This is a genomic window from Methanofollis ethanolicus, from assembly GCF_001571385.1.
Lineage (GTDB): Archaea > Halobacteriota > Methanomicrobia > Methanomicrobiales > Methanofollaceae > Methanofollis > Methanofollis ethanolicus.
On sequence record NZ_BCNW01000001.1, the window covers coordinates 1,397,994 to 1,424,261 of the forward strand.

Genomic DNA, 26,268 nt, shown 5'->3' on the forward strand with positions numbered 1-26,268 from the left:
GTGGTTTTCATGGTAAACCTCATGATTTCAGGCCGATTACCCCCTATATCGGCCTTTCCGGAAGCCCTCTGGCGGGTGTTCCCCGGGGTGGCAGAGTGATACATCCTCCGGGCATTCCTGCCGCTCATATCCCTGCTATATCCCCTGATTCTCTCTTTGATCGTGTATTGGCGCACGATTCTCCGGTCCCGCCTGCTTCACGGTTCGGTGGGATCATACCTCCGGCGAAACGGGAAAATAGTCGTTTTTTGGGCTCTGTAGAATCCATTTTCTTGAAGTAGATGGGGAACAAAAGCCCTGGACCTCGATTATGGGAAAGATGATGGATCGGTGCCCCGCGCCGGGGGACTACGCCCCCGGAGCCCCCGCTCAGGATAGGCAGGGACAGGGCAATCTTCCGCCTCAGGATATCTGTTCTGTCTTCCCCGGGCCAATCGCAAGGGGGGACGACCGGAGGGAGCGTGAGAAGACGAAGTCTTCGAGGAGCCCCCGGCGCGTGCTTTAGGGGAAGGCGGTGGGTCCTCACTTTTCTTCATAGGATTACGGGGATACATCAACCCGAGCATGAGGTTTTCTACAAAGCCGTTTTTTGGGCATTCCCGGTGTCCGACCCGGATCCCCTCACTTCTCCCACCACACCATCGCCCGCCTCCGCCTCCTGACCAGCACGTACCCCCCGTCCCCGTCCGGTTCCAGGGCCTTCCTGAAGTGCTCGACGACGACCTCTTCCTTCCCTGCCGGGGGCTCGTGCATCCTCGCCCAGTCGGCCGCGGCCGCTTCGGGCGAGGGGTAGTGCCTGACCGTCTCCGTCCCGTAGACCCGCACGTTCGCGTAGATCCCGAGGTCGTGGAGGATGTGAATAACGAAAAGGTAATCGGGATATCCGACACGGCCCCCTTCTGCACCGAAGACTTCACGCCAGAGTTTCTGGTCGTCGCGCTCCCGCCAGTCTCCCGCGTGCCAGAAGAGGTACACCGCCTTCGTCGCCGCCGCGTCGATCTTTTCGAGTTCCCGTCTCAGGTCGGCAAAGCCGAGGGAGTTTGCGGCGACGACGACCGTGTGGGGGCCGATGTCGACGCCCGGCGTCACGTCCTCCCAGCGTGCCTTCATGCAGGTGTAGTTGCCAAGACCCGCCTCCTCCATGTGGCGGCCGAGGACCGCAAGCATCTTCCCCGACGGGTCGAGGGCGGTGACGTGCCGTGCGACCCGCGCCATCGGGACGGCAAGACGCCCGGTACCTGCCCCGATATCGAGGACAGTATCGTCCGGACCGATCGCCATCATCGAGACCTCGGCCGCCCCTCTCTCCTCTCCTCTGACACGGTCGTATGCCCCGGCCCGGCGGTCCCAGACCGCACCCGGGTCGTCGATCTTCTCCCTGCCGCCGGCCTCGACCGCCGCCCGCCAGAGTTCGTTGTAATCGGGAAGAGGTTCCATGCACCCTCTCTTGGAGTGATCTGATATGAGGGTGGCGGTCAGGGCCGGGATGCGAAAAGACCATACCCGGCTGATAGAAAAGTACTCTGTATACAGGCGTTGGAACGATCCCACAAAAATCAGACGATATCTCAGGCATAGAAAAGATCTTCAACGGCGTGGCCACGGGCATCCTCCGCTATCCCGCCCACCTCGCCCATATCAGGACCGGCAAGGCCGGGGCAAAACAGGGAGATGTGGTCGTCCCCGAGAGGGCCTGACCGATCTTTTTTTCTTCCCCCACTCCCCAGAGGCGTCGGGGTATCATTCCATGCGGCCTGCATTTGAAAGACATACCGACAGACTGAGAGACGAGGAGATCCTGGAGATCGGCTCCTTTGTCCCGGAGCCTCTGCCCGATGAGGAGAAGGCGCGGTTCAGCCGTGTTACCGGCATGCCGGAAGCGCCCGAGACATTTCCGGCCGTCGCAATCGGGTGGCCGGAGACGAAGAACCTTGCCCGACTGCTCGGGAGGGACGACCTGAAGACGATCGACCCCTTTGTCAGGGCCGATATCAAGAGGTATGATTTTTTCCTGGTCCGGCTCTGCTGCTCTTTCCTGCCCGAGAGCGAGGAAACGGTGCTGCACTCGGCGCGATTTATCGTCGTCCTGAAACCCGACGAGAGGGGACGGCAGCCGCGGGTCTCTACGATGTACCCGCGGCGGGTCCTCGACCCGGTGAAGGAGACGAGTCGGATGGGTTTGAATGCCTCTCTCCAGTTCATCCCCCTCGTCGGTGCGACGCCCGCGGTGGAGGGGGCGATTGAGACCGGCGTCGAGTACACGAAACTCGTTCCGAAGATGGTGGCCGCTTTCAACTTCGACCAGAGCGGCGCACTCTGGGACTTCGAGCGGACCGACGCGGACGAACTGCGCGGCGTGCGGTACATGTACCTCCTGGCCAGGGCGCCGACAGGGGCCGTGAGTCTTTGGGCCAGGATCACCCTCTCGGCAAAGGTCAGGTTCAGGGACCGGCTGCGAAACGCGGTCTTTGCGCCCTGGGGAAGGGCGGCCCCCGCCCTGGAACTCAACCTCCTCGCCGAGAGGGGCCGGGCCGTCCGCCCCCCTGCCGCGGCCTGACCGTCGCGCGGGAGAATGTTTATGAATACGAGGCCCCACCCTCCCCACCCACGGGGGGTACAATGGCAAAGATTGCACGGAAGATGGTGGAGGATGCGGGGGTCGACGTGGACCATCTCGTCGACCTCCTGGTGAAGAACGCCGCAGCAGAACTGACGACCTTTTATTATTACACGATCCTGCGGGTGAACCTGATCGGTCTGGAGGGTGAGACGATCAAGGAGATCGCGGAGACCGCACGGATTGAGGACCGGAACCACTTCGAGGCCCTGGTGCCGCGGATCTATGAACTGGGCGGAAAATTGCCGGAGAGCATGGTGGACTTCCACAATGTCTCGGGGTGTCCGCCGGCAAAACTGCCCGCGGACCCGACAGACACCACGGCGATGCTGAAGGTGCTCGTGGAGGCGGAGAGGTGTGCGGTGCGGCAGTACACTCATGTCTGCTCTCTCACCGCGGGGAAGGACCACCGGACCTATGACCTCGCCCTCTCCATCCTCCACGAGGAGGTTGAGCACGAGTCCTGGTTCTCCGAGTTCCTCGGCGAGGGGCCTTCGGGCCACTTCCTGAGGAGGGGCGAGACCTCGCCTTTTGTCTCGAAGTTCCTGCGGTGAGAACAGGGTGGTGGGAGGCACTCCCGCCCCCCCCTTCATGCCTGTGCGACAGAGGCCACGGCCTGACGCCCTCCGTACTCGACAATCTTCCCATCAAGTGTTTCTCTGATGGCCATCGCTTCTGCATTGCTCAATTCAGGGTTGTTGCCGCCGTACCTGAGATGACGGGCGAGGACAGGATACCGGTCCAGGTCGTCGTCGCCGAGATGGACGGTCTCCTGGGCGGCCATCTCTTCGGGCGTGGGGGTGGAGAGGAGGAGGAAGAATCCGCTGAGGTTGGTGTGCTCCTCTGTCCAGCCAGTGTCCTGGGACGAATAGATGACATGGAGGAGTCGGCCGTCGGTGTCGAGCGTCCCTGTGGTGTCGATGAAGACGTCGGTCTGATCGATCCGCGCCCACAGGATCACGGCCGTGTTGCTCGTTGAAAGAGTGACCATGCTTTTTTCGACAGCTGAGAGAGTGCCGCTGAAGTATCAGGTGTCCGGGGGGACGGTTGTAGGAACGTCTCTCTTCGCTTCAAGCACGGCGAGGCACGGCCTCCCGTCGATCCGGACCTCCAGTGTGTCCTTATCCATGAGGTGCGCCTGGAGAGTGTCGGTATCGAAGACGGCCACGTCATACCGCTTCACTGTCGGTGTGACCCCGGGGTCGGCATCTGCATGGGCGGCGGTGCGGATCTCTGTCACGCCCGGGGTGAAGACCGCCGCGTTGTCTGTCTCTGTCGCGGTGCATCCGGCAAGGAAGAGAAGAAGGGTGCTGAGGAGGAGGGGCAGGCCTGTTCTCATGGATTCTCAGAAGGGGACTGAAGATGTCCCTCATTATAGTTTTTTTGGCCTGCTGTCTCCGGGTTGTCCGGGTGTCTTTCCGAAAGCACGGTTTTCTTGAAAGAGGCTGATGATCGTCGCCTGATCTTTCCGGAGTTATCTATCTGACCATAATCTGTTCATTCAATAGCCTTTGCCTTCTTGACCAGGAAATAACCTCCCGAGAGGGCGATGATGACAAAGCCGATCCCGAGAAGGGAGAGGCCGTCCATCTCTCCCGAATCGAGGAGGAGGATCTTCCGGGCGATGGCGATGAGAGCGACGAGCATGATCACCTCGACGTGGACCCGGTGGTCCTCGACATAGGTCCGGATCGTTTCCAGGAGTTCGATGCCGATGAGCACAAGGAGGAAGAGGCCGAGGACGCCGAGGATTTCATGGTTTTCAAGTCTGAATCTAGATTCGTCGAATATCAGGCCGTTAAAAACGAGCAGGGCCAGTTCGATGACGGAAAAACCGACGATGATGGCGAGGAGGCCGATAAGGACATAATATATCCCCTTCTGGTAGGAGTCCAGCGCTTTGAACATGTGCCCTCAGTCCTGATTTTCATGGGTCGGGAGGGCTGATAAAATCAGATGTTTTGTGCCTCCGGGAGGTTTTGGGGGGCTTGCGCCGTGGCCGGGATCAAGGGTATTTATACCGGCGAAACGTATGGGTATCTGCATTTCTGGTCTGCGAGGGTTGCCGAGCCAGGTCAAAGGCGATGGATTTAGGGTCCATTCTTGCAGGAGTTCGAGGGTTCGAATCCCTCCCCTCGCACTTTGTTTCCGGGTAATAACGAGTTGCAAAAAACGCCACTTCTGAAACAGAGTACGTATGTGATGAACCGATCATCATTCTCTGTAGGAAAATAATGATGCCGTTTTTCGGGCTCTGTAGAAACCCTCACCTTTTCCGTGTATGAACGTGGCCCAACCGCCTTCCTCCATCTTCGCACCGGGGGACTACGCCCCGGGACACCGCTCAGGATTGGACATCAAAAGGGCAAACGTGCATCTTGAAGAGGGGACTGCCCTCCACCCCCCTATCCTCATGGCGGGGGGACCGGGGGGTGGCAGCCCCCCGGACGAGACACTCCAGAATAGGAGTTCTACAGAGCCGTTTTTCGTGTGTTTCTCTATAATATCTGAGATACTCAAGGTTTCATAGAGAGCATATCCCAAAACTCTCGTTCATTCTCCCCATCTCTGCATGCAGGGATCGGGAGAGAATATCATGTTCGGGTTGATATCTTCCTGAATTCCCTGAAGAATCGTGCGAAACCCCCGCCTTCCCCTATCTCTCTGCCGGGGGACTGACGCCCCCGGACCCCCGAAACAGGATAGGGCCGGGGAAGAGAGACCAGAGATCCTGATGACGGAGATTGCCATCCACCCCCTATCGCAATGATGGGGGGACCGGGGGTGAGACCCCCCGGACAAGACACCAGAACAGGATTTTTCAGAACCACATACCGATCATTCCATCGACAGGACAGAGGGTATGATCAGTTTTGGGATGACCTCAGAGATTGTTTACGTGGCCCTTAAGATAACAGTAAAAATAGTTGGAAGTACCAGGCAGCTCATTTGATCTTTTTGTTGAGCTTCTTGAGCTTCTTCTTGGCGGCCTCGCTACCTGCTGCCGCCTGCTTTGAGAGATCGTCTGCCTTGGCTATCTTCGCTTTGTTCTTTTTCTCCAATTCTTTCTTACTTAATGGCATACAGTCACATCCCAGGCCTTTGTGTTGTTTATTTGTCTTTTTTCCTTCTTATATACCAGTATCGTTGTATCAGCCGGGAAAAACTAATGAAAATCTGACCTATTCAACTGCTATTTTACCATTTTGAACAGTCGACGATGTGTTATTTGAAAATAGTCTGTCATATCTCTCATATCAAACCAAAGTGAAGAAGAGGTCCTCTCATAACTCTCCGGACCCCCAAAGTGTACATGCCAGGTAGATGAGTCCCAGAAATGAGTATTCATGTCGCTCGTATCGGGGAAAGACCTGCTTAAATGCCTTTATGCCGCTGAAAATTGTTCAACGGCGCTTCGCTTTTTATACGATCCCTGATCAAATCAGAATGGCCTTCCCCGCCGGGGGTATTTCCCTGCACTGTGTCCGCTCTTGCCTTTACAGCAACTGTTCCGCTGCCATACGCTGCATTCGGGCGGGTCTTTTTCCATTTTTCCCGTAAAAGACCGCACATCTGGGCGTGATGCCGCGGAGGGAGGTCGCGAGAGGTGAAAGGATCGGTGAACCGGGAGAAGGTGATCCAGAGATGTGCCCCGTGCCATGAAAAGATCGCCAACCAGATAAACTCCTGCACCAACTCGTCTTTCGAGTCGTGAGCGAGAACCAGGCCATTGCATTTGAGTCGTGGAATGGTAGTGGGATGATGAAATGCGGGCGTGGCGCAATGCGCCAGGCACCGCGTGCTGACAATGCAATCGCGGTGCGTTGTCATGCCGAACCATCATCCGGCACAGGGGTCCGGAGACGTTTCGTGGGGTATGTTCTTCGCGATGCTGAAGTCCACATGCCGGACGTACGGGAAGACTCTCCTGAAGATCGAACGTTTTGATCTATCCTCGAAGACGCATGGGTAACTGCATTTCCCGTCTGCGAGGGTTGCCGGGCCCGGTCAAAGGCGATGGATTTTGGGTCTATTCTTGCGGAGTTCGAGGGTTCGAATCCCTTCCCCTCGCATTGCGACAGGGCATTCCCCTGATCGGGAGTGGTCCCGCTATTTTATCCGAGTTCGGGACTGACGCCTCTTCTGCCGGGGGATTTTTCTACTTCTTCCGGGATGGCGATCTGCTTCCTGCCGCCGGCGTCCAGCATCATGCGAGAGGGAATTCTGGAATGTCCCCTCAGTGGGGGGGCAATCCATATATGCAAAAAGTGCCAACATTTCTCTGCACTGTGGCAGAGCGCCGATAGTGTAGTGGTTATCACTAGGCGTTGCCAACGCCTAAACCCGGGTTCGAGTCCCGGTCGGCGCACTTCTTCTTCTGTGACCTCTTCTTTCAGAGCCGTGCATCCGATCGCTCGTGGACAGCATCTATGCGTGCCATCTGTGATGACACAGCTCCATCGGTTGTCAGACCGGGAGATGATGCAGATGCCGCTCTCTCTCCCCACGCTCACCCGGACAGTTCTCCGCCCTGCCGCCGTGACTGTTTCCCATCATCGAAAAATCGTTGTGTTTCGGGGGACCCGGTCCTTCCCCTTCTTCAGCGCGGGCCGGGAACGGACACCTGCACACGGCGCGGCATCCCCTCCTCGATCCATCTCCATGCCTCCTGGCGGCGTTCGGGCCCGAAGAACCTGACGTCGGTGTTCGAGAAGAGGAAGAACGCCGGTTGCACGGAGAGCAGCCGTTTTTCCCACTCTTCATCGCCGATGATCGCCTCGCGCTCGACAGAAGGTTCTTTTATGCTCTGGACGAGGTCGTCGGCCATCGCCCCGAAGTCCTCCCCCTTGTAGTCGACGATGTCGACCAGCACGCGGACAGTGCCATAGCGTTCGGTCGCCAGGTCGATCGCCGGTATGAATATGTGCGTGTAGTCCTCGTCCGTGACCTCTCCGCTGATCCTGAACCCGATGATGCCTCCCCTGCTCTCCGGCAATATCTCGATCATCTCTTCCCTCCCGCGGGGGTAGGGGGATCATCGGAATAAATAGGTTGCCCGGGTTCTCCTCTCTGATGGGTGAGGAGGGCGGCATATCCGCGCCCGCGAGAGGTCTCCGGGAAGTGAAGAGACGGCACCCCGCCTCTCTCCTCCGTGTTCCATGCAGAAGATGGACGTGTGGCCATTCCCACGATCCCTATCCCCTCTGCCGGAAATGCCGGATCATAATGCTGAAATTATCCTTCGTCCCACTCTTTCGGCGATACTCTATGGGAGGACGTAGCGACGATAGCATCGAGGACTATCCCCAGTCACCTGTCCCTACCCATGCCCGCCGGGGTTTTCTCTCCACTGCCGTCATCCTCCTCGGCTTCACCTTCTTCTCGGCGACGATGTGGGGCGGCGGTGCCATCGGCGTCGCCTTCCCCTTCTGGCCCGACCTGATCGCCGTCATCTTGCTCGGGAACCTCCTGCTTGCGGGCTATGTCGTGGCCCTCGCCTATGTCTCCCAGAAGAGCGGACTGAACACGGTGCTCATGGGCCGGTACTGTTTTGGGCGGGTCGGCAGCCGCTGGCCAGACCTGGTTCTCGGGTTCACCCAGATCGGGTGGTACGCCTGGGGGACGGCGACGATCGCCATTCTGTTCACCGGTCTCCTGGACCTCGGCGACGGGTGGAGGGCGCCGCTCATGGTCCTCTTCGGCGTCACCTTCTGCTGGACGGCGTTCATCGGGTACCGCGGGCTCGAACGTCTCTCTCTGGTCTCGGTCCCCCTGATGTGCCTCCTCATCGTCGTGAGCCTGGCAATCGCCACGCGGGACGCCGGGGGTGTGGCGGGCGTCCTCTCCATCGCACCCACGGCCACGATGGGTGTCGGCGAGGCGGTGACCATCGTCGTCGGGACATTTATCGCCGGAGGGACGCAGGCGACAAACTGGACGCGGTTTTCCGACACGCCGCGCACTGCCGTGGGTGCGGCGGCCCTCGCGTTCCTGCTCGGGAACGGCCTGATGGTCCTTGTCGGCGCCTACGGCGCTCTTGTCTACGGGGAGAGCGACATCGTTCAGGTCCTTGCGATGCAGGGCCTGCTCGCCGGGGGCGTCGTGATGCTCTTTCTGAACATCTGGACGACGCAGGACAACACCATCTACAACGTCTCGGTGGCCGGGTGCGACCTTCTCCGGACGAACAGGCGCAGGCTGATCACGCTCGGAGGGGCGGGCCTGGGCACCGTCCTCGCCCTCCTCGGGATGTACGACTGGCTCGTCCCCTATATGGAGATGCTCGGCACCCTGGTCCCGCCCATCGGGGGGATCATTCTTGCGGACTTCGCCGTCGTCCACCGCGGCCGGTACCCTCCTCTCGAAGAGGCCTCCCGGTGCGCCGTCCGCTGGACCGGGGTCGTCGCCTATGTCGCGGCGTCGGTTATCGCCATATATTCCCCCGGCATCCCGCCGCTCACCGGGATTGTCGCCGCGTTCCTCCTCTATGGGGCCGGGAACTGGATCGAGGCCCGGCGCCATCCCTCCGCGGACTGTCGGTGAGGTGCGGGGATACTTACGCCTTTGCAGCAGGTTTCCTGCAGTTTTTTCAGCACCTGCTGCGAGAGAGAAAAGTCGAGGATCGACTCCCGTACTGCCGGTACATGTACAGATTGAGAGACGCGTCTCTCTCTATGTACTGAAGTACAGCAAAAAACACACACAGTCCCTGGCACCTCTCTCCGGGTGTGTGGGTGTGTGTGCGATCCCCGGAATGATGAAAACGATCCCATGATGACGGCGTGCCGTGGCTTAAATTATAATCGAGCGTCACTGTTCCGTCCGTTGAGTGGCGGTAACCTCCGCAACACGCTGAAAAGAGATGGGAAGACGGGGCCTGTGCTGCAGGAGTCCCTGCTGTCGATGGCACTTTCGCACCTCCTGTGCACCGGAGGTGCACCGGAAAAGTGCACACATAAAGATGGAGGATCGAGCCTGGATTGAATAATATAGAGAGAGGAGAGAGAGATCTCTCTCTCATAGTACTCTAGTGCACCAGAATAGAGGCACACACAGCACGGGGGACCTCTCTTTGTCAGGGGGTGACTGTGTGTGTGATCTGCGTGCGAGTGCTCATGACGGGGAAGATGGGGGTAAAATGTCCCGGATTGGTGAAACCGGCAACGAATGGATGCCTTTGTGTTTTACTCTCCGGGTGCAAGCCGGTGCACGGGGGTGTACAGGTGCAAAGACGACTGTCCTTCCTGTTGAGCGTGGTGGGATGTGGGGTGAGGAGTGTGTGGGGTTCCGGACTGCCGGGAGTTTGGTGCCGGTGAGAGGGTCGACCCCGGGCGGTGTGCGGACAGGGGGAAGGCGCGGGTGCAGACCCGGACTCCTCCCCGCACCTCAGATCGACTCAGGCCTTCTTGCATATCGAGAGAACCACGGCGGCAGACGGCCTGACACTCGCACATTTGCTCTTCCCTTGCGCCGTCTGGTCGATCAATCTGTCCGAGAGCAACCGCGCACAATACCGCGAGGCGGAACTTTCAGATATCTGCAAACGTTGTGCGACATCTGAGATCGACGTGGGGCCGAAGTCCTGAATATCCTTGAGGACCGCCAGTTCCCTGTCCCGGAGGGGGGAGGTGAGATAGGGCAGATCGATCTCAGAGAGTTGTCGGCTCACATCTGAATATGAGGTGAACTGAGCGATCTTTGGTGCATGGCTTAAAGATGCAATGGTGAGGGCGACCAGGATCTCGCGGGGCCCGCCAGAGAGATTTACAATGATCGACGCACCCGGAGTGTCGTGCAGCGTACCTTTAATCGCCTCAATGCATGCGAGGACCATACCGGAAAAATCACGGTGGTCAAGGTTGACTCGTCTGATCGCGATGCCGGCGTCGATTGTGCGGACCATCTCTGTCACGCTCGTAAATGCACTGTCGGCCCGTTCATCCCTCGTATCTGACATCAGCATAATGATCCCGTCCCCTGCTTCGATCCCATATTTCACGATCAGTGAGAGGACATGGGAGGTGTCAAAACCAAGGGGTGAAACGTATACTTTCATACATTATCTCTGACGGCAAGGTATTTAGATTTCATTTTTTTGCAATATATCTCGGTGCATGCACTTTTTTTGCAACATTAATGTCACTATACGAATCAAAAGATTGATGAGGACATAAGTCAAGGAGTGTTCATGCGACGGGTGAATCTAGCACTCAGGACAGACCAGTCATTCGAGATACCGGTCCACGAAAGCTACCAAATTTACTCTTCGCTGCTGGGACTCATGAAGGAATCTGACCCTGAAGTGAGTCAGCGCATCCATGACTCGACTATCACGTCAATCTCCCTTGGAGCCCTTCACGGCCCCTTCCGATCGACAGAGAGGCCCTACCTGAAGCAGGTGATGCCCCATGAGCTCTATCGTCTTCGTATCGGGATCACCGACCCCCACGACGACGAGGTCTTCCGTCATCTTGTCCTGCCCATTCTGACAGATCGAAAGGAACTTTCCCTCTATCAGGGTTCCTTCTCCATCGAGCAGGTCGAGGACCAGATGGTATCGGTCGACGACCTCATACGGCAGACGCAGGGGTATGAACGACCCTCTCTGAACTTCGATTTTCTGACCCCGACATGCATTCAGTACCGGAATTCCCGTGTCACGGAGATGTATCCCCACCGGATTGCCGTGTTCCATTCTCTCCTTTCAAAATGGAACCATCTCTCTCCAGCCGACCTTCGCATGGGTGTTTCCCGAGACGATTTCGGGCGATACCTCATCGAAAAACCTGACCTGCGCCGGCTCGCGACCTACAGCGTGCAGGTCAACACGGTCATGGACGCGAAGAGAGGTCATTCCCGTCCGATCTTCAAACAGGGCTTTGTCGGTCGATGCACCTATTCCTTCACATCAAATGCCCCGATAGGGTTTAGAAACGCTACCCTGATCCTCGCCATGTTTGCCGAGTTCTCAGGTGTCGGATCCAGTGTCGCCCGCGGGTGCGGGCAGGTGGATGTCACAGTCCAGGACGGTGTCAATGAGTAGTGATCCATTCATGAGCCTGTTCTCTCAGGAGCAGGTGAATATGGTCTTTCAGAAGACCACAGGGAGGGCAATCCCTCCTTCGTATCGTGTGCTGAGTGACTATTTTACTCTGGTCGATCCGGTGATCCGGATCTCCCAGTACGCTCTTCGCCCGGCAAAGAGTGTAGAATATGGCAAGGTCGACCAGCCGATGCTGAGCCATATACGGAATGGCGTCTGGGCCATGGTCGAACTGAACGTACGTCTCTCAGAGATGGGTTCCGATGTCGCTCTCTCCCCGGACGAGTTGCGGGAAACCATCGCTCTCTTTGCCGTTCACGACCTTCACAAATGTGTCGGCGAGAAGTGGAAGGAACAGTTTGACCTCTCGGCCGAGCATGTCCATATGGTCGCCGCAGAGTTCCGGCTTACCGAGTACGCTCCTGCCCTGACCGCCGAGGACTATCAGTCCATTGCCGTCGCCCTCCACTCGAAATGCGGTTATCACGCCGACCTCTCGCAGAAGTTCACGGATTACCTCCGATGGCTGAAACTCGCCGATGCTCTGGCAGGTCTGGAAAGGCCCCGGGTCACCGGTTCGATGCGCAAGGCCCTCGGCTTTATCGATCCGTCGCTTTCTTTCTACTATCACCTGTTCCAGGAGTCGACCGGCATCCTCTCGAATGTTGTGCACACCGGTGTTGCTGAATGGGCGAAGAAAAAGGGTCTGTATCCTTTCCTCATCTTCGAGACTGGCGTCCTCTACGTCGGACCGAAAGGAATCGACCTCGACGTTCCCGGCCGCGAGACCCTGATCGAGATCTACCGGGAGTTCGAGCATGTTCTCAACTCCTGCCATGCGGCGATCTCAAGTCCCGCAGAATTCTCCAAGAGTATTACAGTTCAGGGGAGCAAGGGGCTGTATTCGGTCGATAACGCCTCCTTCTTCTACTCGGGCGTCCCGACCGTGATGAAGGGGTTCATGGCCGCGGCGGTCCTCCGCGAAGAATCAGAGAACACCGGCCAGATCGAGATCGACCTCGCACAGCACAAACTCCTGGCCAGGAACGCGGCACCCGAGATGCAACAACCGCTCCTTGAGGTCATCGACATTCCGGCTTCGGCCATCTCTGAGATCACAGTCGACGGGAGTGCGGTGGAACCTGTAAACGTGGAGATCCTCTGCCGGCCCCCTCAGCAGACCAGATCGAAATCTCTCCTCGTCCCGGAGTCGGTCAGGCTTGACGGACAGACGGTCGATGGGGCGGAGATCACGATCACCGGGCCAAGCCTCTTTGCAAGCCAGGTCGGATACCGGCACCATCTCAGGGAAGACTTCGGTATCGACATCGGGTGGGACGCCCGGATCATCTCCTATGCTCGGGCAGTCGCAGGACTGAGAAAAGCGGTCATCGACCCGCTCACCGAGGCCCATGCCCTCCCCACCGACGACCCCATCCTTGAAACCTGCCGGCTCTTCCAGGTCAACGAGGACCTTGCACACCGCATGGCAGAGTACGCCGGGGAGCACCGTGGGAAGGATCATCATGCGGTCGGGGGGTTCTGGAACTATTCCTATGTGATCGCCAGGGTTCTGCTCGACTCCTCTCTCGACGGTGTCCGCTTCGCCGACCTTACGACCGACAGGAAGATCGCGTACCTCATATCCCTGGTCGATTCGTTCCTCTCCAGCATCCCGACTGGGACGATGGAAGCCTTCAAAGAAAGCCTCCTCTATCCCTATCAGGACAAACTTCTTGTCTGGTTTGCAGAGAACCTCGACCTGAACGGGTCGATGGCATTTGGTGCATTTGAGAACAAAGTCTCGAAGTTTGACGCCTACTGTCGGGGGAAGGGAGTCTGCCACCTCACCGCAGATACGCCGTTTGACACGGAGGAAATAGCCCCCTCGAAGGATGTCAGTATGCTCGGTTATTCGTTCTCGAACCACGCCGTCCTTGGGGGAACAGAGCCGAAACTCTCGGTCTCCGTGCCGGTCGAGGTCGAACTCGGGCTCAGGAGAATTGGTCACCAGATCAAGAAGGGCGAGGATAAACTCTACTTCCGGTTGGTTCCCGACTACTTCCACACGCCTCTCGTCGCACGGATCTTCTCTGATCTCCTGAGCCGGTTCAACGACGAGGCGATGACAAACATCAGAGCCCTGGCGGTGGAAGCCCTGAACGGGTCTACTCTTGATCTCACAGCACTGGTGCGAGAACTCTTCGCCGAGGCTGGGGGTCGTGGACTCTTCCGGTATACGGGTGGGGGCTTCACGGCATTTGATTCAACCCTGTACACTACCTACGACGTCGTCTTCAACAAAATGAAAGACAACGAGACCGAGTACTGGTTCTTCGGTGCATATCTCGGGATGGTGCTTGCCACGGCAACCGGGTGCCGGGTGGTGGTTGGGGAGAACCCGATATGTATGACCGGCGGAGATGAGTTCAACGAGATGGTCCTGCTTGAAGCACCGCACGCGGCGGTAAAACGCATCTTTCATGACACGATCCCCCTGTCGAGACTCCCCTCAGACCTCCATGGCGCGTCCCTGGTCGTCGCCCTCGGGTATGAGTACGCCCTGGAGGACAAGTGGTTCCCGAAACATCTGCAGACGCTCAGGAACCACCGGTGTCCGGGAAGCACTCTCCTCAAGGCGCTCTGGAGAAAGAACACCGAGAGCGATGGCCAGACCGGGGCTTTCATCAACCGCGTCCGGGGCTATTCGATGCAGGCTGATAAGAAGGTCTACAACCAGTCGGTCCGGCTTCTTGAATGGGCGATCGAACTTGACCAGATTGCAGGTGATCCTATGACTATACAGACACTCCATGAACTTGCCCAAATCGGGATGGATGTTGTGATCCCGAAGGGGTTTGAACCGCATAAGATCGAGAGACTCTTCAGGGAGTCGGTCCGGGCCGTCCTCGCGCGGGGGACGCAGAAGTTCCAGCGCGAAGATTACGTCGACGCCGTTATGGGCCGGTTGCTCAAGATGATGGAGCGCGCCGGTGATGACCAGTTCTTCCGGGTCAATCGGCGTAACCACGATCATACCGAGCAAACAAAGGCATTTGCCGAAGCGTTCGTTGATTATGTCTTTTACGGACTTTTTAACGGCAACGCCGGGAAGATGAAGCGTGCGGAGAACGACCTCGCCGACGGGTTCTACGCGGCGACGCTCCAGCTGCGTGAAGAGTATTACCAGAGAAAAAACGCCGCACAGAGTACAGCCGTTGAAGAGAAGAAAACTGTAGAAGGAGGAAATTAAAATGAGCGAAGATGCGATCCAGAAATTTGGTGCAACGATCAAGGACTACATTCTTGAAAAACCCGAGAAGAGGCCGAAGAACCGGTACGTGAACCTTCTGGTCCTCCGGGAACTGCTCTCGGCGGCACGGTTCACCACCGACGGCACCGAGGCAAACTCGGCAGTCATCCGCATCGGGGAAACCGAGGAGACGGTCGGGAAACTCTTCGGTCGTAAGCAGGTGGCGAGCGACCGCCGCACTGCAAAGGCGGTTCAGCGGGCCCTGATCACCGACGAGATGAAGAAGAAAAAGGCTGACTGGGACGGGTGCTCGATGGAAGTGACAAAGATGTGCCAGAAGTGCCCGGAGTGTGCTCTCTTTGGCAGCGCCGCATCTGAAGGTGCTGTCAGCATGACATCCCGCGTCATGTACGACGAAGCGTACACGATCCGGTCCCTGAGTACGGTTGTCGAGGAGTTCTTCCAGAACGCACCCGGTGACGCCTACGTGAAGAACGCAACATCTGGAATCCGTGAGCCCGACTTCTTCAAAGAGGGCGTGCTCATCCCCTGTGTGGTGACTCTCAAAGACGTCACTCTTGAGGAAGTGCTCTTCTTCATGAACATAACAGACCGGAACTCCCGGTACGGCGCCACGGGGACACGCTTCGGGAAGGTCAGGAACCACATCCTCGGTGTCTACGCAGGCGGACGGGAAGGGCCGTCGAGTCTTGAGGTGACGCGCGAGATCATCCTTGCCCTCGCCGGCACGTCTGATCAGGAGGCGATCCAGAAGGTGATGTCCGCCGATACGCTGGACCTTGAAAAAGTAAAGGCGGCGGCGGTCACGGGCTATGAAGACCTTGCATCCCGCCACCGGATCACCTCCATAAAGGTCGACGAAGCGGCGACCGCGGAGGTCCTCGACGCAATCAAGGAGGACTCGGAGGTTGCATCCCTGCTCACGACCCAGCTTGGAAAACTGGACGACTATCTTGACGTGCCCAAGAAGTGAGTGCTATGTCCGCGACTGTCGCACCCACGCCGCTGGCGGCGAAGCAGGACATGCAGGTCTACGAGGGTGTGCTGGAGCTCATGGGTGAGCTCTTCTTTGCCACCCTTGAACCCGGCAACCGGTACGTGACAAAGCCCCTGATCCTGAACACGGCGCTCTACTACGCCCTGGGATATGCCCGGGGTTCCTATGTAAACGGGGCGACGGGTCGGCGGTCGAAGAGGCAACAGCCGACCTATGTCGAGGACACGGCGGCGTTTGCCGACGAGATCTATGTCTCGGTCGCCCGGCCGATCACCCCTCTCAGGTTCACCACCGAGAATGCCAATGCTCGTGGCGACGATTACGTCCAGCGCAACCAGCCTGAAAAGCAGATGAACTCACCGACAGGGAAGATCGGGACGCGGAAGCAGATCCAGCCCGGTGCAAAGTTCCGCTTCTTTGTCCTGGCATTCAACGGCGCAGTCCCGGACCTGCCGGTCTATGTGCGGGTCGGGAAAAAACGAACCAAGGCCCTGATCGAGTGGAACCGTCTGCCGGTCAGGCGGCATGCCGGATCATTCCTGATGAACCATCCGGTCCTTGTCGACGACCTGGTCAGTATGCCGATCGGAGACATCCGTTTCTCCCGGATGATCCCGTTCGACGTGATCGAGCAGGGGCGGTTTGAAGGACCGTATTGTGCGTTCACCTGCACCGATGGTGAGGAGGTCTGTCTTCCGGCCGACCTGCAGTTCCTCCGGCGGTGGCGGGCATGATCGTCGAGGGGCTTTCCCTGCCGCGATATGATGCAGAACCGCTGGTCGGGGATATGCCTCCCTTCGGTCATCAGGTGATTGCCCGGGAGACCATCGGGACGCAGGACGAATATTATCTTGCGCTTACGGCCCCAACAGGATCTGGAAAGACCAATGCATGGGCCGTGCCCGCCCTTACCGGCGACCGCCTCGGTGTGATCCTTGCCCTGTACCCGACCAACGCCCTGGCCCGGGACCAGTACAGGTCTCTCTGCCGTCTCCGGGACCGCCTGAACCCCTCGAAGCCCATAGAGTACCTTGACGCCGAACAACTTGGCCTGAGAAGGGACGAGTATGACTACCGGATCACGAAGGGCGATGTGCTGGAGCAGATCGTCAGGACTATGACGCGGTCGGGCGGTGTCATCGTCACCAACCCTGACATCTTTATCTACGGGTTGAAGGGCTACTTTTCCAACTGTTATCTCGCTTCGTTCCTGAGGAACACAGTTTCGACGGTGGTCTTCGATGAGTTCCATCTCTTCGACCTCAAACAGACCGACATGATCCTCTTTCTCCTCCATGAGATCTCGTTCTACGATTCGGCACGGATGAAGCGTTTTCTCTTCCTCTCGGCGACTCCGAACGAGCGTGCTCTTGCCAAAATCCGGGATGTCATGCATGGCAACCTTGTGGTCGCCGGGCCGCGGTGCGATCTGCCTGTCGCCGATGAGGTGCCGGTGATGCCCGAGGTGGACCTCCGCTTTGTCCGGGGAACGAGGTTTGGCGTGGGGGAGGCGATCCTTGCAGATATCGATCGTTTCCTGGAGTTCTGCGAGGGGTGCAGGACAGCGGTCATCCTGGACAGCCCTGCGGAAGTCTGGATGGTGGCCGACTTCCTGCGGGAGCATACTGATCTTCGCGTCTGCGAGATGAGCGGATACCACAGGGGTTCGATGGACGAACCTTTCGATGTGCTTGTCGGGAACAAGGCGGTCGAGGTCGGGATCGACTTCAAGGGGGAGACGGCGATTCAGCGCCTGATCTTCTCTGCGCACAACCTCAGTGAGTTCCTGCAGAGGTTCGGCCGGCTCAGGAACCCTGAGCCCGGGATCGCCTACCGGGCGGTCTGCTATGCCCCGCGCGAGACGGTCGACCACTTCTCGTCGGTAGAGCGGGTGTCGAGGTCAGACCTTGAGGCCGGGCTCCGTATGACGATGCGGGACCCGAGGGTGGCGCAGAGTTTCAGCTGGCGCTACGGGTACCTGGAGGCCTGGGAGTATCTCTGTAGACACGTATCCGGCATCGGGGCCCGGGAGGCCAGAGCAAAGATCAAAGGCGCGTATCCTCCTCTCACCGGCGGCGTGCCAACAGATCAGCAAGACGAAGTGAAGCATCGGGGACTTGGTCTCCTCTACTACCATTATTTCGTCGGTTCCGGGATCTCTCCAGAGGAGATGCTCCGGCTTCCCGGCCTTGTACCGCTTGAGAACTACACGCAGGACGATCTCCCCCTCCTCGACCTGATCGATGAACTGGTCAGTTTCCGGGGGAAAGGGATGGACCTTGCCTATCTCAACACGACTGACGGGAGTTCCGGGACCTACGACCTCTTCTTCCTGCTCCGCTGGACAGACCTGGAGGTCGTGACTCGCGAGGAGTTCCTGCGGGCTCTTCCAGAGGATCGCCGGTCATGGGGCCACGAGATCTCGGGGCGGGTAGCGGGGTATGTCTTTGTCCGCGGCAGGGTCGAGAGCCCAAGGACGGTGAAGATGGAGGGGGCGACGTTCCGGGAGATGGAGGTGCTTGTTGATCAGGACCGCGTGCCGCGGGTCGTCTGCGGCATCGGACCCTATGTCCGGAGCCGCGATCCCGCAGTCCCTGTCCTCGACATCACGGCCTTAAATACGGCAATCCGGAATAAGGGGGTGTTCTGTCGGTACTTCGCCCACAATGGGTATGTTGCCAAGGAACTCTTCGGCCTTGACGACTATCTCAAACTGGTCCCGTTCAAGGGCGGGAGCCTCGCTCTCGATCTTGATGCACTGTATGCCGACTGTGCCGCCTTCGAGCATCAGGTCCGGTGAGGTGACAATGTTAGGTGATCTCGTCAACATCTCAGACCTGAACCAGTTCCTCTACTGCCCGCGTCGCCTCTACTACCTGATGTTCTACCAGACGCAGGGGTTGAACTTTTACCTTGCCGACGGCCGGGCCCTCCACAACCGTCAGAGTCGGCGGGGCGGGTGGTATCGGGAGGTCTATCTCCGCTCCGAGGCCCTCCACATGCACGGGAAGATCGACGTCGTCGAGCGTGCCGGTGATGTCATTGTCCCGGTGGAACGCAAGCACGGGTCGAGGTACTATGAGAATGACCTGGTCCAGCTGGCGGCGTATGCCATGCTGCTGGAGGAGTACCTGGGGGAACGGGTGCCTGCGGGGTACCTGTACCTCTACGAGACCAATGACCGGTACCTGATCGAGATCTCCGACCTGCTCAGGGAGAGGGTGAGGACGACGGTCGAGGCGATACGGTCCATGAGAGTCGATGAGGTCCCGGCGTTCTCGGAGAACCCGAATAAATGCCGGAAGTGCAGTGCGGTCACCTACTGTATGCCCTACGAGGCCCGCCTGCTGGAGGAGGTGTAAAATAAATATGCCCGAGTCAGATCGTGCGATCGAGGGTGCCGAGGCATTCAGGGTGGTGCGGGCGTCGGAGGGTATGTTTGATGACGACGTGATCTATGTCTCGGCACAGAAGAGCCGTGTCCGGGCGGAGGGCGGCAGGATCACGGTCACGCCCTGGGGCGAGAAGGAGGTTCTGGCCTCTTTTCCCATGGAGAAGGTGAGGACGATCAATGTCTTCGGGAGCGTGTCGGTCTCCTCCTCGGTCCTCACGAAGTGCCAGGAAAATGGCATGGCGGTGAACTACTTCACCTATTATGGGCGGTACGAGGGGAGTTTTGTCCCGGTACATAATACGATTGCCGGGGTCCGCCGCCACCAGTACGGCTGCACCGGTAACCGGGCCCTCAGGATTGCCCGTGCCATGATCGGCGGCAAGATCCGGAACTCACGGACTCTCCTCTCCAGAAAGCATGTCCCTCCTTCTGCCAGGCTGAAGGAACTGGAGCAGAGCGCCGGAGGTGCGAAGAACATGGGTGCGCTTCGCAGTGTCGAGGGTGAGGCGGCCGGCATCTACTTTGCGTCCCTGAACGAGTGCCTGATCGAGGGCTGGACTTTTGAAAAAAGAACACGGAGGCCTCCGGAGGATCATATCAATGCCCTCCTTTCTCTGACCTATTCCATGGTCCTGAACGAGGTCATCTCGGCTCTCCGGCAGTATAACCTCGATCCTTTCCTTGGCGTGATGCATACGGATCGCCATGGGAGGCCGGCTCTCGCCCTGGACCTCCTTGAGGAGTTCAGGCCGATCTTTTGCGACGCCTTTGCCCTGAGGCTGGTGAACCAGAGGGTTCTCACGCATGATGATTTCAAGGAGGACAACCACCTGAAAGACGCGTCCTTTAAAAAATACCTCTCCCAGTATGACTCATATATGAAGGAGGAGTTCAGGCATCCGCATTTCAAGTACCAGGTGTCCCGGAGGCGTGCGATAATCATGCAGGCGATCCTCCTCAGGAAAGCGATTACCGGAGAGATGAAAGTGTATCATCCCCTGGTGTTCATGAGGTGATGGGTGTGCGGCTGGTGGTGACCTATGATATTTCCAAGGATAAGGTTCGGAATCGGGTGTTCCGGATTCTTGAGGGGTATGGTGCGTGGAAGCAGTACAGCATCTTTGAACTTGAGGTCACTGACGTTCAGAGGGTTCAGATGGAGGAAAAGATCAGGTGTGTCATTGAACCTCATGACAGGGTACGGATCTATGAGTTGTGCGCCCGCTGTATCGGAAAGATAACGGATCTCGGGGAGCGGTCGCCGGAGTCGCTCTCCAATGTGGTGTAGCGAAAAGTTGATCGTGCGATGGGTCAATAGGTGTTCTGGTGTATCATGCCTGTTTATATGGGCAGGGTATGCTGTCACCCTATGACCTGATCGTCTCCTTTCTCTGCCATGCATTGCTTTGTTCGGCTTTTGCAGGCAAAATGGGGGGCGGTCGCAGCTGAAAAGAAAACCCGATAGGGATTGAAACCAGGCGGTCGTCAAGTCGCTCCGTGTCAAGGCGGGGGTCGCAGCTGAAAAGAAAACCCGATAGGGATTGAAACAAGTACGGGCAGAACCCCGCACAGATCTTCTGTGGGTCGCAGCTGAAAAGAAAACCCGATAGGGATTGAAACACCTCCTCGTCGGAGGTGTCGGGGCGCAGGCCGTCGTCGCAGCTGAAAAGAAAACCCGATAGGGATTGAAACGACGCTATACGGGGGGGTTATGGTTCGCGCTCAGTCGCAGCTGAAAAGAAAACCCGATAGGGATTGAAACGGTGCGAGCGTGACCGGACGACCGGAGCGATCACAGTCGCAGCTGAAAAGAAAACCCGATAGGGATTGAAACCAGATCACAGTATCGGGGCCGATCACGAACCCAGGTCGCAGCTGAAAAGAAAACCCGATAGGGATTGAAACCAGGATCTTGGCCGTGGTCACTGCATTGCTCGCGAGGTCGCAGCTGAAAAGAAAACCCGATAGGGATTGAAACAGATTCCTCAGCCCCGCGACGGGAAAGCCCACCGGGGTCGCAGCTGAAAAGAAAACCCGATAGGGATTGAAACATCTCGTAGGTCGGCCAGGTGCCCGCCTGCGCGATTGGTCGCAGCTGAAAAGAAAACCCGATAGGGATTGAAACTAGGTACCAATACATTGCATGGTTCTCAGTCCTGGGTCGCAGCTGAAAAGAAAACCCGATAGGGATTGAAACTATATTCCCGCGCTCATGCACGCAGATGTAAGGTCGCAGCTGAAAAGAAAACCCGATAGGGATTGAAACCCGGCAGAGTTCCCCTGCTCGGTGATAGAAGTCTAGTCGCAGCTGAAAAGAAAACCCGATAGGGATTGAAACAGGCCGAGACCCCGGCGGGTGTCTGTGCGAAGGCGGGTCGCAGCTGAAAAGAAAACCCGATAGGGATTGAAACTGCCGAAGAACGGATGTACATCCATATCAGTATTGTCGCAGCTGAAAAGAAAACCCGATAGGGATTGAAACTTCCCGGCCTCGTCGGTCTCGTAGACGACGCGGTTGGGTCGCAGCTGAAAAGAAAACCCGATAGGGATTGAAACGCATGCGCGCAGGTTCTACAGTTGACCTCTGGCAACCGTCGCAGCTGAAAAGAAAACCCGATAGGGATTGAAACTGATCCCCGGTCGGGCCTTACCCTCCCGCTCAGTAGTCGCAGCTGAAAAGAAAACCCGATAGGGATTGAAACGACATGGTGGACGCCGCCCCGATATGGGAAAAAGGTGTCGCAGCTGAAAAGAAAACCCGATAGGGATTGAAACAGTATTGCGTAGACTCGCCCCTCGATTGCGAAGGTGAGTCGCAGCTGAAAAGAAAACCCGATAGGGATTGAAACGTCGGCATGACGGTCCGGATCGACCCCGCGGTCCGGGTCGCAGCTGAAAAGAAAACCCGATAGGGATTGAAACCACCCCCGCGGTCAGGGTGTACTGGTCAGAGGTGAGTCGCAGCTGAAAAGAAAACCCGATAGGGATTGAAACACAGTCTGGGAAGGGTTCGTGATCATGGTGGTGTGGTCGCAGCTGAAAAGAAAACCCGATAGGGATTGAAACGCGAGCCTCGCCGAGGTAGACGTTACGCTTGCACTTGTCGCAGCTGAAAAGAAAACCCGATAGGGATTGAAACTTTGTTCTCAGATACTTTGCAAATTCGGACCATACCAGGTCGCAGCTGAAAAGAAAACCCGATAGGGATTGAAACGGAGTTCGCTGACCCCATCGAGAAGAGGGAGCCGAGGTCGCAGCTGAAAAGAAAACCCGATAGGGATTGAAACACGAGGGTCTCCTCGGCAACGCTCTCCGGGGTCGCGTCGCAGCTGAAAAGAAAACCCGATAGGGATTGAAACTGTGCGGCATGCACGCCGCCGGAGCGAGTAGATCTGCGTCGCAGCTGAAAAGAAAACCCGATAGGGATTGAAACTTTCGTCCAATCGTATGGTACTGGGACGTGGACCTTGTCGCAGCTGAAAAGAAAACCCGATAGGGATTGAAACTCGTTAGGTGTATGGCAACGATTCTTGGAAAGAAGTCGCAGCTGAAAAGAAAACCCGATAGGGATTGAAACGTATGGTGGGGGATACAACGCGCCGGTTGTGACTCGTCGCAGCTGAAAAGAAAACCCGATAGGGATTGAAACATTGAGAGTGATGTTGGCGATCCGCTCATGCTCCAGAGTCGCAGCTGAAAAGAAAACCCGATAGGGATTGAAACACGAGTCGGCCCGTAGCAGGGCAATACGCAATAGCCGCGTCGCAGCTGAAAAGAAAACCCGATAGGGATTGAAACCTCCGATCCAACTCTGGACGTCGTGAAACGCATTGTCGCAGCTGAAAAGAAAACCCGATAGGGATTGAAACGGCTACAAGGGGAATTGATCATGCAGATTGTTAGCGGTCGCAGCTGAAAAGAAAACCCGATAGGGATTGAAACTATCACCTCGCCGAGGCCCTGACCAGTTTCATCTGTCGCAGCTGAAAAGAAAACCCGATAGGGATTGAAACCCGCAGGAGGAAAGGAACCGGCAGATGTAGTAGCCGGGTCGCAGCTGAAAAGAAAACCCGATAGGGATTGAAACGTGCTTTCGCTCCGTATTGAGTCTTAGCAGACTCAAAAATCCTATCGAGATTGAAACCTCGAAAAATATCCGGGGTGTGGGAGTCTTCGGGGAGCACTGGAAGAGGAATGTGTTCTGGATCGTGAGGGCACTCTCTCCCTCCTCACTCCTCTTCCCCGAGCGCCGCCCTCATCATCTCATCAAACATCCCCGGCCCCCTCTCCCGGATCACCGCCACGCCCTTCTCCGTGATCCCGCCCGGCGTCGCCACGCGGGCGATCAGGCGGCCGACGTCACTCTCTTCGAGGAGACCTGCCGTCCCGATCAAGGTCTCCTTCACGAGGAGGTCGGCAAGGTCGGGCCGCACCCCGCCCTGCCGCACTGCCGCCCCCGCCAGTTCCTCCATCAGTGCGGCGATGAACGCCGGACCACAACTGGTGAGGAGGGTGAGGGCCTCGAAGTCCTCCTCTTCCACCTCAACTGCCCGGCCGATCGCGTTCAGGAGGGAGAGGACGGTCTCCCTGTCTGAAGGCGTCGCCCGGTCGCCGAAGGCCACCAGGGAGGCCCCCTTCAGCACCTCGGAGGTGAGGGCCGGGATCACCCGCACCACCCGCGCCTCTGTCCATGCCTGGAGGTCCTCCAGCAGGACGCCGGCAGCGATAGAGACGAGCAATTTCTCCGGCGAGAGTTTGTCTTCCAGTTCACGAAGGACGTCCTTCACCTCGGAAGGCCGGACACAGAGGAAGACCACGTCCGCATGCCCGGCCACCTCCCTGTTGTCCCTGCCGATGCCGATGCCTGTCTCCACGGCGAGAGCCTGGAGTTTCGCTGCCGTGCGGTTGGACGCGAGGATCGCGTCCGGCCTCGCGGCCCCGCTCCCGACGAATGACCTGACGAGCATGCCCCCCATGCTGCCCGTCCCGATGATGCCGATCTGCGTCATGCGGTCATATAGGTCAGGCATAGAGATAAAACTCGGCCGGTCAACCCGTGGTGCAGACCGTACTGCTGCCGCCGCAGTACCCTGTCGTACCTCTTCATGCACCGTGAATCCGGTACGCCCCCCCGGGCACCCTGATCTCAAAGCGTGCACCCTCCCCTTCCCTGCCCGTCTCCGCTATGGTTATCCCGGTGATGCCGAGGACCTCCTTTGAGAGAAACAGGCCGAGCCCGGTTTTTGTACCCACACCCTTCTGGAATACCCGTGCCTTTTCCTTTTCCGGGATGCCGACACCGTCGTCCTCGATGACGAGCGTCCCGGGGGATTCTCCCGCGACAAAGGAGACGGTGATCGCGGTGACGTGGCCCCCGTGGCTCAGGGCGTTCTCGAAGATATTGTAGAACACCTTCTCAAGCAGCGGGTCGGCAAAGACCTCAAGGTCGCTGACAGATGAGGAATACCGGATATCAGACGGGATGACCCGGGATGCACGCTCCAGGAGTTTGGATATACTCTGCCATTCTCCCCCGTGTACCCCGAGTGCCTCGTAGTCCCTGGCAAATGCGATCTGGCGCTCGATGTGCGTCGTCGCGTCCTTGACCTTCCCGACCAGTGCGGCCACCGGCGATCCGGCCGGTATTCCTGCTTCGATCTCGTCCGCGTAGAACATCAGGGCCATGACCTGGTTCAGGATGTCGTGACGCGTGATGGACGAGAGAAGATTGAGTTTTTTATTGAACTCTTCCAGTGTCCGCTGGGTCTTTGTGATCCCGGTGATGTCGAGTCCCTTTTCAAGATAGCCGATCAGGTTCCCCCTTCCATCGAGCACCGGATAGGTTGTCATCTGGAGTGTGCGGCCGTTTGCAAGAGTCACCGTATCAGATGCCGGCTTTCCGCTCGCGATGACGCGGGGTATTCGGCACCAGGGGCACATCTCCTCCCTCTTCCAGACAATATCATAACAGCACCGGCCAAGCATCTCCTCCCGTGTCGTCTCCAGCTGGCGGGCGGCGGCATCGTTGATCCAGATAGTCCTGCAGTCGAGATCGAGGTAGATCATCGTCTCATCCAAGGAGTTCAGGATCAGTGCCTTTTCCGCCTCAGACTGTTTCAATGCCCTTTCTGCCTGCTTCTCCAGGGTCTGATCTTCCAGGGTGGTAAAGCAGGAGTACGGTTGTTCCGGGCTGTTTTCTGCAACAGGCATGGTGGAGGCCATGACCCAGCGCTCTTCGCCGGAGACGGGGTCTCTGATCCCGATCAGTTCCCTGTTTTTTGCTGCCTCAAGGCGTGAGGTCCCGGTACGTCTCGCCTGCCAGCAGGGATCGGTCAGTCTCTTCCCGAGCAGGCATTCCTGGCTCAGGCCCAGAATTTTTTCTGCGGCCTGGTTGGCATCGACGATCCGTCCTGCCGTGTCCTGGTAGACCACGCCCAGTGTCATGGTCTCGAAGAGCGCCCTGAATTTTTCTTCTGATCGGCGGAGACTCTCCTCTGCCTCCCTCTGTTCGGTGATGTCAAGGACAAGGCCGACCAGTCCGCAGACGTCTCCCTGGTCGTCGGTATATGTCGCCTTGTAGAAGACGACGCGGTGGATGATGCCGTCCTGTGACCGGAAGACTGTTTCGTACTGCTGGGTCCCGGGTCGTGCAAAGAGTTCGGCATCCCTGAAATGGTAGGTGTCGGCCATTTCTGGCGGGAAAAGTTCGTATACGGTTTTTCCAATAATGTCCTCTGTATGGATGCCACAAAAAACGGCAAATGCATTATTACACCCCAGATACACCTCTCTGGTGTCCTTATAGAAAACAGGGATGCTGATGCTGTCGACCAGATGGTACAGGAATCCCTGCTCTTCCCGGGAAATGGTGGTGGTACTCTCTATGATGGTTCTCACCCGGCAAATAAATATTATCTGTAATTTGTATTTACTGTTTTCTATT

The 26,268-nt window shown here is 57.7% G+C and carries 23 protein-coding genes, 3 tRNA genes and 1 CRISPR repeat array; of the genes, 15 read left to right on the plus strand and 11 right to left on the minus strand.

The features are described from left to right. Positions 1-621: 621 nt before the first annotated feature. Positions 622-1,437 (minus strand): class I SAM-dependent methyltransferase, encoded by an 816-nt coding sequence (locus tag MEFOE_RS06945; protein ID WP_067050195.1) that lies wholly within the window; start codon positions 1,435-1,437, stop codon positions 622-624. 310 nt (positions 1,438-1,747) lie between these two features. On the opposite strand from MEFOE_RS06945, the gene MEFOE_RS06950 reads away from it, so the two are divergent. Both MEFOE_RS06950 and dps read left to right on the plus strand, forming a co-directional pair. After that, positions 1,748-2,557, plus strand: coding sequence for a hypothetical protein (locus tag MEFOE_RS06950; RefSeq protein WP_067050198.1), 810 nt, complete (start codon positions 1,748-1,750; stop codon positions 2,555-2,557). Positions 2,558-2,619: 62 nt separating this feature from the next. Continuing rightward, positions 2,620-3,171, plus strand: a complete 552-nt coding sequence (gene dps, locus MEFOE_RS06955; RefSeq protein WP_067050201.1) for a DNA protection during starvation protein — start codon at positions 2,620-2,622, stop codon at positions 3,169-3,171. A 35-nt stretch (positions 3,172-3,206) separates the two neighbouring features. On the opposite strand, the gene MEFOE_RS06960 is transcribed toward dps, so the two are convergent. From MEFOE_RS06960 to MEFOE_RS06970, 3 genes are all read right to left on the minus strand, one after another. Next, positions 3,207-3,608, minus strand: coding sequence for a hypothetical protein (locus tag MEFOE_RS06960; RefSeq protein ID WP_067050204.1), 402 nt, complete (start codon positions 3,606-3,608; stop codon positions 3,207-3,209). A 36-nt stretch (positions 3,609-3,644) separates the two neighbouring features. Beyond that, entirely contained in the window at positions 3,645-3,956 is a 312-nt protein-coding gene (locus MEFOE_RS06965; RefSeq protein ID WP_067050207.1) for a hypothetical protein, read from the minus strand. A 158-nt stretch (positions 3,957-4,114) separates the two neighbouring features. Then, entirely contained in the window at positions 4,115-4,525 is a 411-nt protein-coding gene (locus tag MEFOE_RS06970; RefSeq protein WP_067050210.1) for a phosphate-starvation-inducible PsiE family protein, read from the minus strand. Between the two features lie 147 nt (positions 4,526-4,672). Between MEFOE_RS06970 and MEFOE_RS06975 the strand changes: the two genes are divergently transcribed. After that, positions 4,673-4,757, plus strand: a tRNA-Leu gene (locus MEFOE_RS06975). An 805-nt stretch (positions 4,758-5,562) separates the two neighbouring features. Here MEFOE_RS06975 and MEFOE_RS14105 read toward each other — a convergent pair. Continuing rightward, positions 5,563-5,700, minus strand: coding sequence for a hypothetical protein (locus MEFOE_RS14105; protein ID WP_162839749.1), 138 nt, complete (start codon positions 5,698-5,700; stop codon positions 5,563-5,565). Between the two features lie 292 nt (positions 5,701-5,992). Continuing rightward, positions 5,993-6,448: a hypothetical protein gene (locus tag MEFOE_RS13705; protein WP_153015893.1), complete on the minus strand. Its 456-nt coding sequence runs from the start codon at positions 6,446-6,448 to the stop codon at positions 5,993-5,995. A gap of 157 nt (positions 6,449-6,605) precedes the next feature. Here MEFOE_RS13705 and MEFOE_RS06985 point away from each other — a divergent pair. Further along, positions 6,606-6,690 (plus strand) — tRNA-Gln (locus MEFOE_RS06985). 224 nt (positions 6,691-6,914) lie between these two features. Continuing rightward, positions 6,915-6,986, plus strand: a tRNA-Gly gene (locus tag MEFOE_RS06990). Between the two features lie 231 nt (positions 6,987-7,217). On the opposite strand, the gene MEFOE_RS06995 is transcribed toward MEFOE_RS06990, so the two are convergent. Continuing rightward, complete coding sequence (locus tag MEFOE_RS06995; RefSeq protein WP_067050216.1) at positions 7,218-7,625, minus strand: SpoIIAA family protein; 408 nt, start codon at positions 7,623-7,625, stop codon at positions 7,218-7,220. A gap of 260 nt (positions 7,626-7,885) precedes the next feature. Here MEFOE_RS06995 and codB point away from each other — a divergent pair, with 260 nt between their 5' ends. Next, positions 7,886-9,160, plus strand: coding sequence for a cytosine permease (gene codB, locus MEFOE_RS07000; protein ID WP_067050219.1), 1,275 nt, complete (start codon positions 7,886-7,888; stop codon positions 9,158-9,160). 853 nt (positions 9,161-10,013) lie between these two features. Here codB and csa3 read toward each other — a convergent pair. Further along, positions 10,014-10,673: a CRISPR-associated CARF protein Csa3 gene (csa3, locus tag MEFOE_RS07005; RefSeq protein ID WP_067050222.1), complete on the minus strand. Its 660-nt coding sequence runs from the start codon at positions 10,671-10,673 to the stop codon at positions 10,014-10,016. A gap of 279 nt (positions 10,674-10,952) precedes the next feature. Then, entirely contained in the window at positions 10,953-11,312 is a 360-nt protein-coding gene (locus MEFOE_RS14415; RefSeq protein WP_235809665.1) for a hypothetical protein, read from the minus strand. On the opposite strand from MEFOE_RS14415, the gene cas6 reads away from it, so the two are divergent. From cas6 to cas2, 8 genes are read left to right on the plus strand one after another with little or no spacing between them, the layout of a single operon-like run. Then, positions 11,283-11,660, plus strand: a complete 378-nt coding sequence (cas6, locus tag MEFOE_RS14420) for a CRISPR system precrRNA processing endoribonuclease RAMP protein Cas6 (RefSeq protein WP_235809647.1) — start codon at positions 11,283-11,285, stop codon at positions 11,658-11,660. The genes MEFOE_RS14415 and cas6 overlap by 30 nt on opposite strands. A gap of 40 nt (positions 11,661-11,700) precedes the next feature. Next, positions 11,701-14,913 (plus strand): type I-D CRISPR-associated protein Cas10d/Csc3, encoded by a 3,213-nt coding sequence (gene cas10d / locus MEFOE_RS07015; protein ID WP_160329503.1) that lies wholly within the window; start codon positions 11,701-11,703, stop codon positions 14,911-14,913. A gap of 1 nt (position 14,914) precedes the next feature. Further along, the gene (gene cas7d / locus MEFOE_RS07020; RefSeq protein WP_067050232.1) at positions 14,915-15,907 is read left to right on the plus strand and encodes a type I-D CRISPR-associated protein Cas7/Csc2; all 993 of its coding nucleotides are present in this window, start codon (positions 14,915-14,917) and stop codon (positions 15,905-15,907) included. A gap of 5 nt (positions 15,908-15,912) precedes the next feature. Next, positions 15,913-16,665, plus strand: a complete 753-nt coding sequence (gene cas5d / locus MEFOE_RS07025) for a type I-D CRISPR-associated protein Cas5/Csc1 (RefSeq protein WP_067050235.1) — start codon at positions 15,913-15,915, stop codon at positions 16,663-16,665. Continuing rightward, entirely contained in the window at positions 16,662-18,731 is a 2,070-nt protein-coding gene (gene cas3 / locus MEFOE_RS07030; RefSeq protein ID WP_153015894.1) for a type I-D CRISPR-associated helicase Cas3', read from the plus strand. The genes cas5d and cas3 overlap by 4 nt, the downstream gene beginning before the upstream one ends. A gap of 7 nt (positions 18,732-18,738) precedes the next feature. After that, positions 18,739-19,293 (plus strand): CRISPR-associated protein Cas4, encoded by a 555-nt coding sequence (gene cas4 / locus MEFOE_RS07035; protein WP_067053086.1) that lies wholly within the window; start codon positions 18,739-18,741, stop codon positions 19,291-19,293. A gap of 7 nt (positions 19,294-19,300) precedes the next feature. Then, entirely contained in the window at positions 19,301-20,341 is a 1,041-nt protein-coding gene (gene cas1d, locus MEFOE_RS07040; RefSeq protein WP_235809584.1) for a type I-D CRISPR-associated endonuclease Cas1d, read from the plus strand. Next, positions 20,341-20,613: a CRISPR-associated endonuclease Cas2 gene (gene cas2, locus MEFOE_RS07045; protein WP_201785183.1), complete on the plus strand. Its 273-nt coding sequence runs from the start codon at positions 20,341-20,343 to the stop codon at positions 20,611-20,613. Before cas1d ends, cas2 begins: the two co-directional genes overlap by 1 nt. A gap of 150 nt (positions 20,614-20,763) precedes the next feature. Then, positions 20,764-23,412: direct repeats of the CRISPR family, unit length 37 nt; unit sequence GTCGCAGCTGAAAAGAAAACCCGATAGGGATTGAAAC. A 142-nt stretch (positions 23,413-23,554) separates the two neighbouring features. On the opposite strand, the gene MEFOE_RS07050 is transcribed toward cas2, so the two are convergent. Then, on the minus strand, positions 23,555-24,334 hold the full coding sequence (locus MEFOE_RS07050; RefSeq protein ID WP_067050242.1) for a pyrroline-5-carboxylate reductase family protein: 780 nt from the start codon (positions 24,332-24,334) through the stop codon (positions 23,555-23,557). A gap of 94 nt (positions 24,335-24,428) precedes the next feature. After that, positions 24,429-26,147, minus strand: coding sequence for a PAS domain-containing protein (locus MEFOE_RS07055; RefSeq protein WP_235809648.1), 1,719 nt, complete (start codon positions 26,145-26,147; stop codon positions 24,429-24,431). On the opposite strand from MEFOE_RS07055, the gene MEFOE_RS14425 reads away from it, so the two are divergent. After that, positions 26,064-26,246, plus strand: coding sequence for a hypothetical protein (locus MEFOE_RS14425; RefSeq protein WP_235809666.1), 183 nt, complete (start codon positions 26,064-26,066; stop codon positions 26,244-26,246). The genes MEFOE_RS07055 and MEFOE_RS14425 overlap by 84 nt on opposite strands. Positions 26,247-26,268: the final 22 nt, after the last annotated feature.